Source organism: uncultured Marinobacter sp., assembly GCF_947259545.1.
Lineage (GTDB): Bacteria > Pseudomonadota > Gammaproteobacteria > Pseudomonadales > Oleiphilaceae > Marinobacter.
On the sequence record NZ_CAMYMK010000007.1, the window covers coordinates 571,715 to 587,848 of the forward strand.

The 16,134-nt window shown below is 56.6% G+C and carries 16 protein-coding genes and 1 tRNA gene; 1 reads left to right on the plus strand and 16 read right to left on the minus strand.

Features of this window, described 5'->3' with window-relative positions; translation table 11 throughout:
* Window positions 1–19: 19 nt before the first annotated feature.
* The 10 genes from hisS to trmJ form a co-directional block, all read right to left on the minus strand.
* The gene (gene hisS / locus Q0Y21_RS10390) at window positions 20–1,300 is read right to left on the minus strand and encodes a histidine--tRNA ligase (protein WP_297794721.1); all 1,281 of its coding nucleotides are present in this window, start codon (window positions 1,298–1,300) and stop codon (window positions 20–22) included.
* Between the two features lie 43 nt (window positions 1,301–1,343).
* On the minus strand, window positions 1,344–2,462 hold the full coding sequence (ispG, locus tag Q0Y21_RS10395; protein WP_297794724.1) for a flavodoxin-dependent (E)-4-hydroxy-3-methylbut-2-enyl-diphosphate synthase: 1,119 nt from the start codon (window positions 2,460–2,462) through the stop codon (window positions 1,344–1,346).
* 34 nt (window positions 2,463–2,496) lie between these two features.
* Complete coding sequence (locus Q0Y21_RS10400) at window positions 2,497–3,513, minus strand: RodZ domain-containing protein (RefSeq protein ID WP_297794727.1); 1,017 nt, start codon at window positions 3,511–3,513, stop codon at window positions 2,497–2,499.
* Window positions 3,506–4,255 (minus strand): type IV pilus biogenesis/stability protein PilW, encoded by a 750-nt coding sequence (gene pilW, locus Q0Y21_RS10405; protein WP_297795401.1) that lies wholly within the window; start codon window positions 4,253–4,255, stop codon window positions 3,506–3,508. The genes Q0Y21_RS10400 and pilW overlap by 8 nt, the downstream gene beginning before the upstream one ends.
* Before the next feature lie 94 nt (window positions 4,256–4,349).
* Window positions 4,350–5,462 carry a 23S rRNA (adenine(2503)-C(2))-methyltransferase RlmN gene (gene rlmN, locus Q0Y21_RS10410; RefSeq protein WP_297794729.1) on the minus strand — a complete coding sequence of 371 codons (1,113 nt, stop codon included), beginning with the start codon at window positions 5,460–5,462 and terminating at the stop codon, window positions 4,350–4,352.
* Window positions 5,463–5,525: 63 nt separating this feature from the next.
* Window positions 5,526–5,954: a nucleoside-diphosphate kinase gene (gene ndk / locus Q0Y21_RS10415; RefSeq protein ID WP_297794732.1), complete on the minus strand. Its 429-nt coding sequence runs from the start codon at window positions 5,952–5,954 to the stop codon at window positions 5,526–5,528.
* A 70-nt stretch (window positions 5,955–6,024) separates the two neighbouring features.
* Entirely contained in the window at window positions 6,025–7,173 is a 1,149-nt protein-coding gene (locus Q0Y21_RS10420) for an IscS subfamily cysteine desulfurase (RefSeq protein WP_297794736.1), read from the minus strand.
* A 22-nt stretch (window positions 7,174–7,195) separates the two neighbouring features.
* A complete protein-coding gene (gene iscR / locus Q0Y21_RS10425) occupies window positions 7,196–7,693 on the minus strand; it encodes a Fe-S cluster assembly transcriptional regulator IscR (protein WP_297794739.1) in 498 nt (165 codons plus the stop codon).
* A 77-nt stretch (window positions 7,694–7,770) separates the two neighbouring features.
* The gene (cysE, locus tag Q0Y21_RS10430) at window positions 7,771–8,553 is read right to left on the minus strand and encodes a serine O-acetyltransferase (protein WP_297794742.1); all 783 of its coding nucleotides are present in this window, start codon (window positions 8,551–8,553) and stop codon (window positions 7,771–7,773) included.
* Window positions 8,554–8,558: 5 nt separating this feature from the next.
* Complete coding sequence (gene trmJ / locus Q0Y21_RS10435; protein WP_297794745.1) at window positions 8,559–9,413, minus strand: tRNA (cytosine(32)/uridine(32)-2'-O)-methyltransferase TrmJ; 855 nt, start codon at window positions 9,411–9,413, stop codon at window positions 8,559–8,561.
* A 183-nt stretch (window positions 9,414–9,596) separates the two neighbouring features.
* Here trmJ and Q0Y21_RS10440 point away from each other — a divergent pair, with 183 nt between their 5' ends.
* Window positions 9,597–10,397, plus strand: a complete 801-nt coding sequence (locus Q0Y21_RS10440; RefSeq protein WP_297794748.1) for an inositol monophosphatase family protein — start codon at window positions 9,597–9,599, stop codon at window positions 10,395–10,397.
* A gap of 82 nt (window positions 10,398–10,479) precedes the next feature.
* Here Q0Y21_RS10440 and secF read toward each other — a convergent pair whose 3' ends face one another.
* From secF to Q0Y21_RS10470, 6 genes are all read right to left on the minus strand, one after another.
* The gene (gene secF / locus Q0Y21_RS10445; RefSeq protein WP_297794749.1) at window positions 10,480–11,433 is read right to left on the minus strand and encodes a protein translocase subunit SecF; all 954 of its coding nucleotides are present in this window, start codon (window positions 11,431–11,433) and stop codon (window positions 10,480–10,482) included.
* Window positions 11,426–13,297, minus strand: coding sequence for a protein translocase subunit SecD (gene secD, locus Q0Y21_RS10450; RefSeq protein WP_297794751.1), 1,872 nt, complete (start codon window positions 13,295–13,297; stop codon window positions 11,426–11,428). Before secD ends, secF begins: the two co-directional genes overlap by 8 nt.
* Window positions 13,298–13,316: 19 nt before the next feature.
* Entirely contained in the window at window positions 13,317–13,595 is a 279-nt protein-coding gene (gene yajC, locus Q0Y21_RS10455; RefSeq protein WP_297795404.1) for a preprotein translocase subunit YajC, read from the minus strand.
* Between the two features lie 148 nt (window positions 13,596–13,743).
* Window positions 13,744–14,862, minus strand: coding sequence for a tRNA guanosine(34) transglycosylase Tgt (gene tgt / locus Q0Y21_RS10460; RefSeq protein ID WP_297795407.1), 1,119 nt, complete (start codon window positions 14,860–14,862; stop codon window positions 13,744–13,746).
* Between the two features lie 14 nt (window positions 14,863–14,876).
* Window positions 14,877–15,968: a tRNA preQ1(34) S-adenosylmethionine ribosyltransferase-isomerase QueA gene (gene queA / locus Q0Y21_RS10465; protein WP_297794753.1), complete on the minus strand. Its 1,092-nt coding sequence runs from the start codon at window positions 15,966–15,968 to the stop codon at window positions 14,877–14,879.
* A gap of 41 nt (window positions 15,969–16,009) precedes the next feature.
* Window positions 16,010–16,096 (minus strand) — tRNA-Leu (locus Q0Y21_RS10470).
* Window positions 16,097–16,134 lie beyond the last annotated feature (38 nt).

The following is a 16,134-nucleotide window of genomic DNA, read 5'->3' on the forward strand; positions in this document are numbered from 1 at the left end:
GTTTGCCCGGGTGCGCCGATCAGGCGCCCAGCAATTTATCCAGTGTATTGGCAAGCTCGGTCTGCCCCAGCTCCTGCTGCCCTTCATCGGAACGAAGGGGTTTCAGACCAACGGTGCCGCTGTTAATTTCGTTTTCGCCAAGAATGACCGCATAACGGGCTCCGCTGCGATCGGCTTTCTTCATCTGGCTCTTGAAGCTACCGCCACCACAGTGAGTGACAATAACCTTGCCAGGCAAAGCCTGCCTCAGGGATTCTGACAGCCCCAACGCCACTGGAACGGCCTGATCGCCCATCGCCGTAACGTAGACATCGGCATTGGCGTTGACGTAGTCGGGGATCAATTCCAGCGTTTCCAGCAGCAGGATCAGCCGCTCCAGACCCATGGCAAAACCGACCGCAACCGTGGGCTTTCCCCCCAGCTGCTCCACCAGTCCATCATAACGGCCACCCGCACAGACAGTGCCTTGCGCGCCCAGGCTATCGGTAATCCACTCAAAGACCGTCTTGCCGTAATAATCCAGCCCACGAACCAGCCGGGGGTTTACGGTGTACGCTATTCCGGCCGCATCCAGCAGCTCCCGCAGACGACGGAAGTGCTCCAGGGATTCCTCATCCAGATAGTCATCCAGCTTCGGAGCTTCTTCCAGAATCTTCTGGGTGTCGGGACTCTTGCTGTCCAGGATTCGCAGCGGATTGCTCTCGAGGCGACGCTGGCTGTCGCCATCAAGCTGGTCGCGATACCCGGACAGATAGCTGACCAGAGCCTCGCGATATTCCCGACGGGCAGCCGAAGTACCAATGGAATTGATTTCCAGCCGGGTGTGAGCTTCCAGCCCCAGCTCCTTCCAGAGTCGCGCAGTCAGAATCAGCAGCTCGGCGTCAATATCCGGCCCGCTCATCCCGAAACATTCCACTCCGATCTGGTGAAACTGGCGATAACGCCCCTTCTGGGGCCGTTCATGGCGGAACATCGGGCCGGTATACCAGAGCCGGCGAGTCTGGTTGAAAAGCAGACCATGCTCTTCCGCAGCACGCACACAGCCTGCAGTACCCTCGGGGCGAAGCGTCAGGCTATCGCCGTTGCGGTCCTCGAAGGTATACATTTCCTTTTCGACAATATCGGTCACTTCACCGATGGAACGCTTGAACAGATCCGTCTGCTCCACGATGGGCATACGGATTTCCTGGTAGCCATACCCGGAAAGAACCTCACGAACCTTGCCTTCCACAAACTGCCATACGGGAGTCTGATCCGGCAGGATATCGTTCATCCCGCGAATTGCCTGAATCTTAGCCAAGTTAAACCCTTAATCTCGAATCATTGAATGGGACGGTAGCCGATTACTCACCGGAACGGGCGATAATCGCGTCTTCCTGTTCCTTGCGGCGCGCGACCTCTTCCCGGATCAGACGCTCCAGGTCTTCTGTCAGGGTCGAGTTATCCAGTTTCTGGTTCGGCTTGCCGTCCATATAAAACAGGTTCTTGGGGCTACCCCCGGTCAAACCGATATCCGCAACTTTTGCTTCGCCGGGACCATTCACGATACAGCCTATAATCGCCACATCCAGGGAGGTGTTCACATCCTCCAGGCGGGCTTCCAGGTCATTCATGGTCTGGATTACATCGAAGTTCTGGCGGGAACAGCTCGGGCAGGCGATAAAATTGATACCGTGGCTGCGCAGGCGGAGACTTTTCAGAATATCGTAGCCAACTTTGATTTCCTGCACCGGATCAGCAGCCAGGGAAACCCGGATCGTGTCGCCAATACCATCCATCAGCAGCATCCCGAGGCCAATGGATGATTTAACCGTGCCAGAACGGAAACCGCCGGCTTCGGTGATCCCAAGGTGCAATGGCTGCTCTATCTGGGAAGCGATCTGACGATAAGCCGCCACCGTCATAAACACTTCCGATGCTTTGAGGCTGACCTTGAAGTCCTGGAAATCGTGACGGTCCAGGATATCGATATGACGCATGGCGGATTCCACCAGCGCCTCCGCCGTCGGCTCACCGTATTTGCGTTGCAGCGCCTTTTCCAGAGAGCCGGCATTAACGCCAATCCGGATCGGAATACCACGATCCCGTGCGGAGCTTATAACGGCGCTTACCCGATCATCACGACCAATGTTCCCCGGGTTGATTCGCAGGCAATCAACACCAAGCTCGGCGACTCTCAGGGCAATCTTGTGGTCAAAGTGGATATCCGCCACCAGCGGCAGGGATACGCGGGAGCGAATCTGGCCGAACGCTTCGGCCGCCTCCATGCTGGGCACCGAAACCCGGACAATATCGGCCCCGGCTTCCTGCAATGCCTGAATCTGTCCAACGGTAGCTTCCACATCGCAAGTGTTGGTATTGGTCATGCTCTGAACAGCAATCGGCGCATCACCACCTACCGGCACATTGCCCACCATGATTTGGCGGGATTGACGTCTTTTAATCGGAGATTCCTGTTTCATCTCGTGCTAACCAACATTAGTGTGTTCGGGAGATTCAGATTTCCAGCGTGAACTGGGCACGGTTGTTCACAACCGGATAATCCGACAAATCAACCGGTTCGCCCTGGAAACTGATGTCAGCGACCGCGTTTACAGCACCAATCACCACATTCAACGGCATCTTTCCGGAAACATCGATACGATCCCCTTCCTGCTGGATGGAGCTTACCAGCCTGATGCCTGCAGCGTCGGTAACCCGAATCCAGCAGTCACCGGAAAATGTCACCTGCAGGCGACCGGTGCCAATGGCCTCCGATTCCGGGGAGCTCTCTTCCAACGCGGAATCAGCGGCATCAGTCACCGCAGGTTCCGCGACTTCTTCCGGCTCACTAACAGTTACTGCGTCATCGGGAGCCGTTACCGGCGTTTCTGTTCCGGTGTCGTCCCCGCCCGATTCCGGAAGGGAGTACGTTCCCTCGACCACGTCGGTCGCAGGTACTTCATCCGGCTCGCCGGAATCCGCGTCCAGCGCGGGCTGGTCTAATTCGCCGGTCGATATTTCGGTTTCATTATCGACAGTGAGCCCGCCTTCCGGTTCCTGAAGGTCGCCTGACTCCTGCTCTCCATTCGGTGTAGCCTCGGTGCCTACTGAGCCGTCGTCAACAAATCGGAACACCAGATAGGCGGCCACCAGCAGCGCAACCAATACAATCAGAATCTTTGCAAAACGACGTTTTTGCCGACGCCGGCGCTCAATATCGACCAGTGGGTTCGCTTCCAGTGCCTCAGCTCTCCTCAGACGAAGAGGCTCCAGTTCCTTGTCCAGGATCGCAACCACCGAATCAGCTTCCAGCCCTACTTGTTTTGCATAGGCCCTGACATAGCCTTTCAGGAAAAGCTCACTGTCAATCTGCTGATAGTCACCATCTTCTATCGCCTGTATAACGGCGGGCCGGAGATGTTGAGAATCCGCAATATCCGATACACTCAGGCCCTTCTTTTCCCTGCCCTGCCTGAGCAGACTACCTGCCGACTCACCGGCGGATTGTTGAGAGCTTTCTTCACTAGTCATTAGAAATCAGCACCTTATATTGTTGGTATTCGACTGACTCCGGGAAGTTATTCTTCAGTTGGAGAGCAAGACTGGATTCCCGATCCCGCTCATCAAAATAGCGGGCAATCCGGATACCGGTGAACAGGCTTTCAGGAGAATGCCGGTATCTCGGATTCTTTTGCATAAGCCTGATCAGGCGGTCGTAATAACGAGAGGCAGATGAATAATCCCCCTCCTTCACCAGTGTTCGGGAGAGTGCCAACAGGGATTTCGCATCCCCTCTCGACAATTCCACCGAGCGACGGTAGGCAGCAACCGCAGAGTCATTATTGCCCAGACGTTCTTCACTCATGCCCAGGTTAAAGAAAACCGAGGCCCTGTCTTCATATTTGGTGTCCTTCGACGCCATCAGGAACTGATCACGGGCTTCCTCGAAACGCTGCTCACCATACAGGAAGGCACCATAATAGACACGGCCCCGAGTGTAGTCCCCGTCACTGGAAAGAGCGTTACGGAAGGATTTTTCAGCCAACTCCGGCTCACCGTCGTTGTTAAGCAATAGTCCCATGGCGGAAAGTGCACCGGGATCATCCGGCGACAATGTCAGGGCGCGATCCAAATGTTTCTCTGCGCGGTCCAGATTACCCTGGCCAATGTAGGCGGTTGCGAGCTGCACATAGTTGTGGACCGCCTTGTCGCGGTCCTCTTCACGGGAAAAGCGACTGTCGGAAACCGTGACACAACCTGAGACGAAGAACATTACCAGTACAACGGCCAACACCGCACGGACACGAATCACTGGAGTAAATGCCACGGTTCTCAATTCCTCACCTTGTCTGTTCGTTTCAATACAGTCAGGGGTTAACCTGCTGAACCGCTATGTAACGCTGACTGCGCTTGGTCCGATCCTCAACCCGTCCGACCAGCTGGCCGCACGCGGCGTCAATATCATCTCCCCGTGTGGTGCGCACGGTCGAAATATAACCTGCTTCATTCAGAATGTTCTGAAACCGCCGGGTCGCAGACATTTTCGGGCGACGGAAGTCACTTTCCGGGAACGGATTGAAAGGAATGAGGTTAATCTTGCAGGGCAGACCGCGAAGAATCTTCGCAAGTTCACGGGCGTGCTCAGGCTGATCATTCACTCCTTCGATCACCGTGTACTCGATGGTGGCTTTGCGCTTGTCCGGCAACCGGGCCAGGTACCGCTTTGTCGCTGCCAGCAATTCCGCGATCGGGTACTTTTTATTCAATGGCACCAATTGGTTACGCAACTCATCATTAGGGGCATGGAGCGAAATGGCCAGTGAAACATCTGTAACCTCGCCCAGTCGGTCGAGGGCAGGCACCACACCGGAAGTGCTGACAGTCACCCGGCGCTTCGATATACCATAAGCCAGGTCTTCCATCATCAGATTCATGGCGTCGACGACGTTTTCGAAGTTCAGCAGGGGCTCCCCCATACCCATCATCACCACGTTGGTAATTGGGCGATCCGGGCCCGGCTCAAACGGCATGAAGGCCTTTCGGGCCACCCATACCTGGCCGATGATCTCGGCAGCCGTCAGGTTGCGGTTGAAGCCGCGCTTGCCGGTCGAGCAGAAGGTACAATCAAGACTGCAACCGATCTGGGAAGACACACACAGAGTGCCCCGCTCGCCATCGGGAATCAGTACGGTTTCAACGCTGTTGCCGTTGTCCATACGCATCACCCATTTGCGGGTACCGTCCTTGGAGGTCTCGTCATAGACCACCTCCGGCCCGCGAATTTCGGCGACTTCCTTGAGCTTTTCCCGCAGGACCTTGCTCATATTGGTCATTTGATCGAAGTCATCAGCACCCCGCTGGTGAATCCACTGCAGCACCTGGGTGGCACGGAAACGCTTTTCCCCCAGGGTTTCAAAGAAAGCCTCCATCTTGGCTTTCGGCATCCCCAGCAGGTTGGTTTTTTCAGCGGCCGCTGTCATTTCATAACCTCGATCAGATAACCAATCCGAAGCGGGAGAACATCCCCCGCTTCGGCAACAAAATCAACCGCGCGGGCAGATTTCGCTGTCATTGAAAAAGTATGCGATTTCGCGCTCTGCGGAAGCGGCAGAATCGGAACCGTGTACGGCATTAGCGTCAATAGAAGTCGCAAAGTCGGCACGGATAGTACCGGCTTCGGCTTCTTTCGGGTTGGTCGCGCCCATCAGGTCGCGGTTCTTCAGGATGGCGCCTTCGCCTTCCAGAGCCTGAACCACAACAGGACCAGAGGTCATGAAAGCAACCAGGTCGTTGAAGAAAGGACGTTCTTTATGCTCAGCGTAGAAGCCTTCCGCCTGCTCCTGGGTCAGGTGCATCATCTTGGCAGCAACGATGTTGAGACCGGCTTTCTCAAAACGGGTATAGATTTCACCGATCACATTCTTTGCTACTGCGTCGGGCTTGATAATCGAGAGCGTGCGCTCATTTGCCATGTCATTTCTCCAGTATGGGTTCAGGTTAAAAATTCAGGGTTGGGATTATACGCAGTCCGGAGGCTACTGCCTACCGCACGGAACGGAGACGCCCAACAACTTCAATGATTTGTGACGTCGCAAAGTCGACGTCTTCTTCCGTGGTGAACCGCCCGAGCGAGAATCGCAGGGCGCGGTGGGCGTGTTCATCATCAAGCCCTATTCCACGGAGCACAAACGAGGGCTCGATGGTCGCCGATGCACAGGCCGATCCCGAAGACACGGCCAGCTCCCGCAAGCCAAGCATCAGGGATTCAGCATCAACACCGGCAAACGACAGATTCATGATTCCCGGGACCCGCGCATCAGCGCTGCCATTGAAAGACACGCCATCCAGAGCGGAAAGCCCATCCAGAAAACGGGACCTCAGTGCCTCCAGCGCTGCCATATCGTCATCCAGCAGATCCGCGGCCAGGGCAAACGCGGTGCCCATGCCGACAATCTGGTGAGTCGGCAATGTCCCGGACCGCATGCCTCGCTCGTGCCCACCACCGTGAATCTGGGCATCAATCTTCACGTCCGGTGAACGGCGGACATACAGCGCCCCCACACCTTTGGGGCCATAGACCTTGTGGCCGGACAGCGACAACAGGTCAACCGGCATAGCTGTCACATCCACCGGCATCTTCCCGGCCGCCTGGGCCGCATCTACGTGGAACAGTATCCCGCGCTCTCGCAACAGGCGACCGATAGTGGCGATATCAGTGACACAACCGAGCTCATTGTTCACCATCATCAGGCTGACGAGCACGGTTTCCGGCCTGATCGCTTCCTCGACCTGCTCCGGATCAATGCGACCATCCGGTTGCGGCTTCAGCCAGGTCACTTCAACGCCCTGCCCCTCGAGCCACTTGCAGGTATCCAGCACCGCTTTATGCTCGATCATCGACGTGATGACATGGGCCCCATGCTTCCCGGACACCGCACCTTTGATGGCAAGGTTGTCTGACTCTGTTGCTCCGGACGTCCATACGATTTCCCGGGGGTCGGCATGGATCAGCCCTGCCACTTGCTTGCGGGCATTCTCGACTGCCGCTTCGGCTTGCCAGCCATAGACGTGGGAACGGGAGGCGGGGTTTCCGAATACCCCATCGAGGGTCAGGTACTTGACCATCTCTTCAGCAACAGCAGGATCAACGGGCGTCGTCGCCGCGTAATCCAGATAGACGGGCTTCTTCATAGTGGTATCAGATTAATTGGGTTCAGGCCGGCGACTGCTCTGTCAGGCGCTCGGTGTTGATCGTCTGGGAGTCAGCATCAGACTGACGGCGATCCTGTCGATCCGCCACCATCTGGATTTCCCGTTTTTTCATCAGGTCAGCAAGACTGATCTCGCTGAGAAACTGGTGGATCTGATCGCTCAGGTCCGACCACAGGTGATGGGTCAGGCATTTCTCGCCATTCTGGCAATCGCCCTTATTCCCACAACGTGTTGTGTCCAGGGACTCGCTGACCGCATCCACCACCTCGGCAATGAACACGGCCCCAGCATCACGACTCAGGCGATAACCACCGCCAGGCCCACGAATACTGACGACCAGCTTATGCCTGCGCAGACGGGAAAACAGTTGCTCGAGATACGAGAGGGAGATTTCCTGCCGGGCTGAAATATCCGCAAGACTGACCGGCCCCTGATCCCCGTGAAGGGCGAGATCCAGCATCGCCGTAACGGCATAGCGGCCTTTGGTGGTCAGTTTCATAGTCTCAACCCCGACAAGGGAATGAATCAGAATTCACAGCGCCGAGTATGAATTGACCCACCAAAACAGTCAAGTATTCACTTGTCCTCAGGCTGATCCTCCCGGACGCAGTCAAAATCCTCTTCCTGCAACGGGGGCAGCTCACCATTCTGGTATTCGCTGTTGACCTTTCGCAGTGCCTTGCACATGTTCTCAATGCGGTCATCCACTGCGTGCATATGATCCAGCAAACTGCGCATGGCCCGGGCGACAGGGTCCGGCATCTCTTCGGTCACGCCATAGGCGTCGAAGCCCATGCGCTCCTCCATTTCCTTACGGCGTGTTTCGTCGCCCTCTTCAACCGGCGGGCGCTTCACAATGACCCGACCAGGAATACCAACAACCGTCGCACCCGCTGGAACTGCTTTGGTCACCACCGAGTTCGAGCCTATTTTGGCGCCTTCACCCACATCGAACGGCCCGAGAATCTTGGCTCCGGCACCCACCACAACGCCATTACCGATCGTGGGGTGGCGCTTACCCTTGTTCCAGCTGGTTCCGCCCAGGGTCACACCCTGATAAAGGGTGACATCGTCACCAATCACAGCCGTTTCGCCGATGACCACCCCCATTCCATGGTCGATAAAGAATCGTCGACCAATGGTTGCGCCCGGGTGTATTTCCACACCGGTAAGCCAGCGCGCCACGGTTGAGATGGTTCGGGCCAGCCATTTCAGGCCCAGACTCCATAACCAGTGCGAAAAACGGTGGAAAAGCAGCGCGTGCAGCCCCGGATAGTTGGTCAACACTTCAAACGTATTTCTGGCGGCGGGGTCCCGGTGGAACACACTGCCAATATCTTCCCTTAATCGTTCAAACATGATCTTTATTCCCGGCCAGTGGCGGCTTCATCAGCCTCTGAAGCAATCTCAGGGGAGGCGTTGCCTGCCGAAGATTTCTGCACCGCCGTCAGGATGCCTCTGAGAATATTGATTTCCATCTGATCCAGTCTGGCCCTCTGAAAAAGGCGGCGCAAACGGGTCATCAGTTGACGCGGGTTTTCCCGGCGATGGAAGTCAATATCCACAAGCACCTGCTCAAGGTGCGCGAAAAAACCCTCCACATCGTTCACCGGTGCGGGAGGAACATCCCAACCGGCATCACCCGGCGCAGTCATGGCTTTTAGGTATGGGCTGCCTTCGCCTCCTTCAAGCCCCCGCAGGTAATGCATGCGCAATTCGTAGCAGACAACCTGAACGGCCATCGCCAGATTCAGGGAACTGTAGTCCGGATTGGACGGGATATGGATATGGAAGTGACAGCGCTGCAACTCATCATTACTGAGCCCATGATTCTCACGACCAAACACCAGGGCAACCGGGCCGGCGGATGCATGCTCTGACGCCTTCATGGCCGCATCGGGCGGCGCAATCACTGGCCAGGGAACCTTCCGCCCCCTCGCACTGGTACCCATCACCAAAACACAATCGGCAATGGCTTCGTCCAGTGAAGACACCACATGGGCCTTATCAAGCACATCGGACGCACCGGAAGACCGCGCATAGGACGCCTCATCGGGAAACGAAGCCGGATTCACCAACCAGAGGTTCCCCAGCCCCATATTCTTCATGGCACGTGCCACTGCACCGATATTTCCCGAGTGGGAGGTTTCGACCAGGACGATCCGAACCTGATCCTGAAACGTGTCGTTGCCTTCCTGGGGAAGTGCAGATTTATGCATGGGGCATGGTCTCTATCAATGACTTGGAGATCGCAATCATAGCAGATTTTACCTCGCCCTTGCCTCTCCGGACATCCCGAAACCCTCTGTTATCCGTGACATTGCTGAGGTAAAAAACATACAAGCGGGGGTTTATTTTGCTATCATACGCGACCTTCACACACCCGGATAATGATCACTTAGATGCAACCAGCAATTAAAATGGCTCTGCGCGTAGCGCGTCAGGGGTCTGACTATCTGAAAGCACATTTCGAGCGCCAGGAACCCAGCGGCAAGGACCAGTCCGATCGTCGCGGCCAACTGGAACGTGTGGAAACGTCTATCTACGACAACTTCACGGAACAGCTCGAAAAAGCCTACAAAGACCACACCATCGCACCCATGGGCGAATCAGACGCCAACGGCAGTGAAAAGAGCTGGCATATATTCCCGCTCCTGGGGCGTGACAATTTCCTGCGCGGCATTCCGGACTTTGCCCTGGCACTGGTCCAGAAAAAGAACAACCGGGCAGAAAACCTGCTGCTGGTCAACCCGATTACCGGCGAGGAATACTCCGCCAGCCGTGGCCACGGCGCCGCACTGAACAGCCGCCGGGTACGCACCAGTGACATCAAGCACATCCAACAGTCTGCCGTTTGCAGCAATCTGCTCGATCAGGCACGTACTGGTGATGATCCCCTGCTCTGGGGTGAAATGGCTTCCATGATTGCCCGGGAATCCGGCATGTTCCGCACCTCAGGGTGCGTGGCTCTGGACATTGCACGTGTGTCCGCCGGACATCTGGATGCCGCTATCATTTTCAAACCGGAAACTGCGGACCTGGACATTGGCGTCACGCTCGCCATGGAATCCGGCGCCCTGACCGGTGACTTTTCCGGCAACCCGTCCACCGAAAAAGCACGGCAACTGGTCGTGGCCAACCCGAAGCTTTTCCGGGAAGTGCTGAAAGTCCTCCACCCGTTCCGTGGACGCCTGCCGCGCTAGTCTCTGGCAGCCTTTCAGCAGAAACGAAAAAAGCCGCAACCCGTATGGGCTGCGGCTTTTTTGTGCCTGAGATCGCTGCCGATCACATCCGGTTGAGCCACTCCGGTGGCTCCTCCTGCTCTTCCTCGCCAACGACCCCCTCTTTTGCGGGGACCATCAGGTCTTCACGAGAGATGTTCAGCACCATCAACATGTTGGCGGACACGTAGATCGATGAATAGGTACCGACGACCACACCAATCATCAGTGCCAGGGCAAAGTTATTGATCGCCTCGCCACCAAAGAAGTAAAGCGCCAACAACACCACCAAGGTAGTACCGGACGTGTTAATGGTACGGCTGATGGTCTGATGGATGGATTCGTTAATGATGTGCCAGGAATCCCCTTCCCTCATTTTACGGAAGTTTTCCCGGATTCGGTCCGCCACCACAATGGTATCGTTCAGCGAGTAACCAATCACCGCCAGCAATGCTGCCAGCACCGACAGATCAAACGTCCACTGGAACAGCGAAAACACACCCAGGACGATAATCACATCGTGGGCCAGTGGCAGTACGGAGGCAATCCCGAACTTGAACTGGAAGCGCATGCCGACATAGATCAACACCACAGCCAGCGCCAGCAGCAGCCCCAGGCCACTGTCTTCCCTCAGCTCCTCACCAACCTGAGAGCCAACGAATTCCGAACTCACCAGCTCAAGCTCAGCACCACTACTGGTCAGCGCGCCAACCACTTCCCGGCCAAGTTTGTCGTTTCCGGATTCCCGCATCCGGATCAGCACCGTGGTGTCGGCACCAAAGTTCTGCACCACAAAGTTGCTGTAGCCAGCTTCCGTCAGCTGGCTCCGTATATCACCCAGCGCTGGCGCTTCCTGATACTCCAGCTCAACCGACGTACCGCCGGTGAAATCCATACCCAGGTTCAGTCCACGGACGGCCAGGAGGGCGATAGAGACAATAATCAGTGCTATGGAGACGGCGGAAGCAATCTTCCGCACGCCCATGAAATCAATTGGCTTTCTCTGCGCATCAGACATTAGCCAGCTTCCCCCCGATCGACAACTTCTGAATCCTGCGACCACCGTAAACGAAATTCACGATGCTGCGGCTGACCATCAGCCCCGAGAACATCGATGTGAGAATGCCCAGTGACAGGGTAATGGCGAAGCCTTTCACGGGGCCGGAGCCCATGGCGAACAGGATAACCGCCACCAACAACGTCGTGATGTTGGCATCAACAATGGACACAAAGGCCCGGGAATAACCCGAGTTAATGGCTGACTGCGGGGGCACCCCTGTTTTCAGTTCTTCCCTGATACGCTCGAAGATGAGTACGTTGGCGTCTACCGCCATACCGACCGTCAGGACAATACCGGCAATACCCGGCAGCGTCAGTGTCGCCGACAGGATCGACATACAGGCGATCAACATCATCAGGTTAAGCGTGAGAGCAACGTTGGCGATCAGACCAAAGCCCCGGTAGTAGAGCGCCATGTAGATCAGTACCAGCGCGAAACCAAGAGCCACGGACATCATGCCGGCGTCGATGTTCTTCTGACCAAGGCTGGGGCCAATGGTCCGTTCCTGCACGAAATACATCGGCGCGGCCAGAGAGCCTGCCCGCAGCAACAGGGCAAGTTCCGCTGCCTCCGGAATGGAATCCAGACCGGTGATCCGGAAGCTGCTACCGAGCGCGGACTGGATCGTTGCGAGACTGATAATACCCTTCTCGACGACCCGGTTTTCTACCGTTTGAATCTCACCATCGACCATTTTTTCCTCGGTCTCAGTGCGATATTCGATAAACAGCACCGCCATCCGACGCTTGATCGCATTGCGGGTCGCCCGGTTCATCAGATCGCCACCCACCGAATCCATGGTGATGTTGACCTGCGGCTGGCCGTTTTCATCAAAGGCCTGCTGGGCATTGGATACATTGTTACCGGTGACGATGATTTCCCGCTCAAGACGCGCGGTACGCTGCGGCTGATCACGAAACGGGAAGACTTCAGTTTCGGAAGACGGCGCATCCTGCCTTGCCTCGAGACGGAACTCCAGATTGGCAGTCGCCCCCAGAACACGTTTCGCCTGCGCGGTATCCTGAACCCCTGGCAGCTCCACGATGATGCGATCCGCACCCTGGCGCTGGACCAGCGGCTCGGCCACACCCAGTTCGTTTACACGGTTCCGGATCGTTGTCAGGTTCTGCTCCAGGGCATAGTCCTGGATTGCTTTCACTTCCTGCTCGGACAGGGAGAGGACCAGCTTGAACTCGTCACCATCGGTCTGCTCGTCCAGCAGGAACTGGTTGTACTGATCACGGACCAGGTCAAAGGCTTCGCCGCGGGCGCCCTCGTCACGGAAACTCAGGACGATTTCCCGCCCCTCAAGGTCACCACCACGGTAGCGGATCCGCTCTTCCCGGAGCTCTCGCTTGATCTGCCCGGACAGGGCTTCAAGGCGCTGCTCCACCGCGGTTTCCATGTCCACTTCCAGCAGGAAGTGAACGCCGCCACGGAGGTCGAGGCCGAGTTTCATGGGGCCTGCGCCGAGGCTGCGCAACCAGTCCGGAGTGGACGGCGCCATATTCAGGGCCACGAGGTAGTCCCTGCCCAGCGCATTCTGAACAATCGGGCGCGCCTTGAGCTGATCCTCGCCGTTCAGTACCCGGATCAACCCGTTGCGATCCTGCAGATTACTGCTTTTGATCTCAATTCCTTCAGACTGGAGGGCCTCAACCGCGCGGTTGAGTGTGTTCTCGTTGATCTCGGTACTGCTCCTCGCGCCGGTAATCTGTACCGCGTGATCGTCAGGAAACAGGTTGGGTAATGCATAGACAAACCCGATCACCAGGGCGATCAGGATAATCAGGTTTTTCCAGAGCGGGTACTTGTTCAGCATGGGTTTCCTATTAGCCAGCTCAGATATCTTTCAGGGTGCCTTTAGGCAGGGCAGCAGCTACGGCCACTTTCTGAACCTTGATTTCGACATTGTCAGCGACTTCAACCACGATGAAATCGTCAGTCACCTTGGTGATACGACCGGCAACACCGCCGGATGTCACGACCTCATCACCCTTGTTCAGACCGGACATCAGGGCTTTATGCTCTTTCGCGCGCTTGGACTGCGGGCGCCAGATCAGGAAGTAGAAAATCAGGATGAAGCCGGCGAAAAAGATAACCTGCCCCATCACACCCATGCCCTGGGCACCCGGATCCTGTGCCAGCGCCAGCGACGGCATGGCGGCGATAAATGCAGCAACGAGCAGCTTGATAGTGTTCATTCAATATCTCCGTGGTTTCAGATAACTGTTCAAATATGAATTCGGCCTGCCTGGATGAAGGTCGTCAGTCCGCCAGCGGCGGCACAGTTTCCCCTCGGCGGGCGTAGAAGTCGCTGATAAAGTCCGACAATGTACCTGCTTCAATTGCGCCACGCAATCCAGCCATCAGGTTCTGGTAGAACCTGAGGTTGTGGATTGTGTTCAGCTGGGAACCAAGCATTTCTCCACACTTATCGAGATGATGCAGATAACTTCTCGAAAAATTCTGGCAGGTGTAACAGTCGCACCGCTCGTCCAGAGGCCCGGTATCGTGACGGTTCTTCGCGTTACGGATTTTCACGATCCCGGTGGACGTAAACAGGTAGCCATTACGGGCATTCCGGGTTGGCATGACACAGTCGAACATGTCCACACCGCGACGAACGGCCTCAACAATATCTTCCGGCCGCCCTACGCCCATCAGGTAACGGGGTTTGTCCTGCGGCATACGGGGCGGCAAGTGATCAAGGATACGAATCATATCCTCTTTGGGCTCACCCACCGACAGACCACCGATGGCATAGCCATCAAAACCGATGTCGGTCAGTCCGTCCAGGGAGCGATCCCTCAGGGATTCATACATACCACCCTGGACGATACCGAACAGTGCCGCCGGATTCCCCTCGTGAGCCTGCTTACTCCGCTCGGCCCAGCGCAGTGACATCTCCATGGATTCCCTCGCCTCCTTTTCCGTGGCGGGGTATGGCGTGCATTCATCGAAGATCATCACAATGTCCGACCCAAGATCACGCTGAACCTGCATCGCGATCTCGGGGTTGAGCTTGACCGGTGAACCATCAACCGGCGAGCGAAAGGTGACGCCCTCTTCGGTAATCTTGCGCATGTCACCAAGGCTGAACACCTGGAACCCACCAGAATCGGTCAGAATCGGGCCATGCCACTGAGTAAAATCATGGAGATCCCCGTGGGCTTTCACCACCTCGGTGCCGGGCCGGTGCATCAGGTGAAAGGTATTGCCCAGAATGATCTCGGCTCCGATCTCCTTGATATCCCGCGGCAACATCCCCTTGACGGTACCGTAGGTCCCAACTGGCATGAACGCCGGCGTCTCAACGGTTCCGCGCGGAAAGGTCAGTCGCCCCCGGCGGGCACGGCCGTCTTCACCGAGCTTTTCAAACGACATAAAGCAGGACTGGCTCACGATTTCACTCCGCTTTCCTGACTGGTTTCCCCAGCATAACCTTTCAGCATACCGAGGCTGGGCTCCTGGCCCGTAATAAACATGGCATCGCCATAGCTGAAGAAGCGGTACTTCTCCCGCACGGCTTCAGCGTAGGCCGCCATGACATTGTTGTATCCGGCAAACGCGCTGACCAGCATGATCAACGTGGACTCCGGCAAATGGAAGTTGGTGATCATGGCGTCAACGGTCTGGAAACGGTACCCCGGATGGATAAAGATATCGGTCTCATCACGGAATGGTCGCAGCACCCCGCCACGGCTGGCTGATTCAAGCGAACGTACCGATGTGGTACCAACCGCTACCACCCGGCCACCACGGGCACGGGTACGATTGACAGCGTCGACCGTCTGCTCCGGTACATGGGCCACTTCACTGTGCATGACATGGTCTTCAATACGATCCACTCGTACCGGCTGAAAGGTGCCCGCCCCGACATGAAGGGTGACCCAGGCAACGTCCACGCCGCGGGCCTTCAGCCGCTCCAGCATTGGTTCATCAAAATGTAACCCCGCCGTCGGAGCCGCAACCGCGCCTGCCTCACGGGCATACACCGTCTGGTAACGTTCACGATCCGAGGACTCATCGGGGCGATCCACATAGGGCGGCAATGGCATGTGACCGATGCGCTCCAGAACGTCCAGCACCGCCTCATCGCTGTCACAGAAGAGGTGAAACAGCGCATCGTCGCGCCCCGTCATCCGTAACGCGGTGCCATCTTCAAGCAGGACCTTCTGGCCGGTTTTCAGGGCCTTGGACGCCCTCACATGGGCCAGGATCTCGTGTTCACCCAGTACCCGCTCGACCAGCACTTCCACCTGCCCGCCGGTTTCCTTGCGACCAAACAGGCGCGCGGGAATCACTCGCGTATCATTGAATACCAGCAAGTCGCCGGGCTGAAGCAGGTCTGGCAAATCAGTGAACTGGAGGTGTTCGGTATCCCCGGACAAGCCGTTCAGGCTCAACAGGCGGGATGCGCTACGTTCTTTGAGAGGATACCGGGCAATGAGTTCATCCGGCAGATCAAAGTGGAAATCGGAGACGTTCATTGGATGGACTGTTCACGACACCGCATCGAGCGGCTTGTAAGTGGTAGCGGCGGGCGGACTCGAACCGCCACGGGTTTTACCCCAACGGATTTTGAATCCGTCGTGTCTACCAATTTCACCACGCCGCCATCGGAGAGTGGTGGGGATTATACTGAGGTTTACTCTG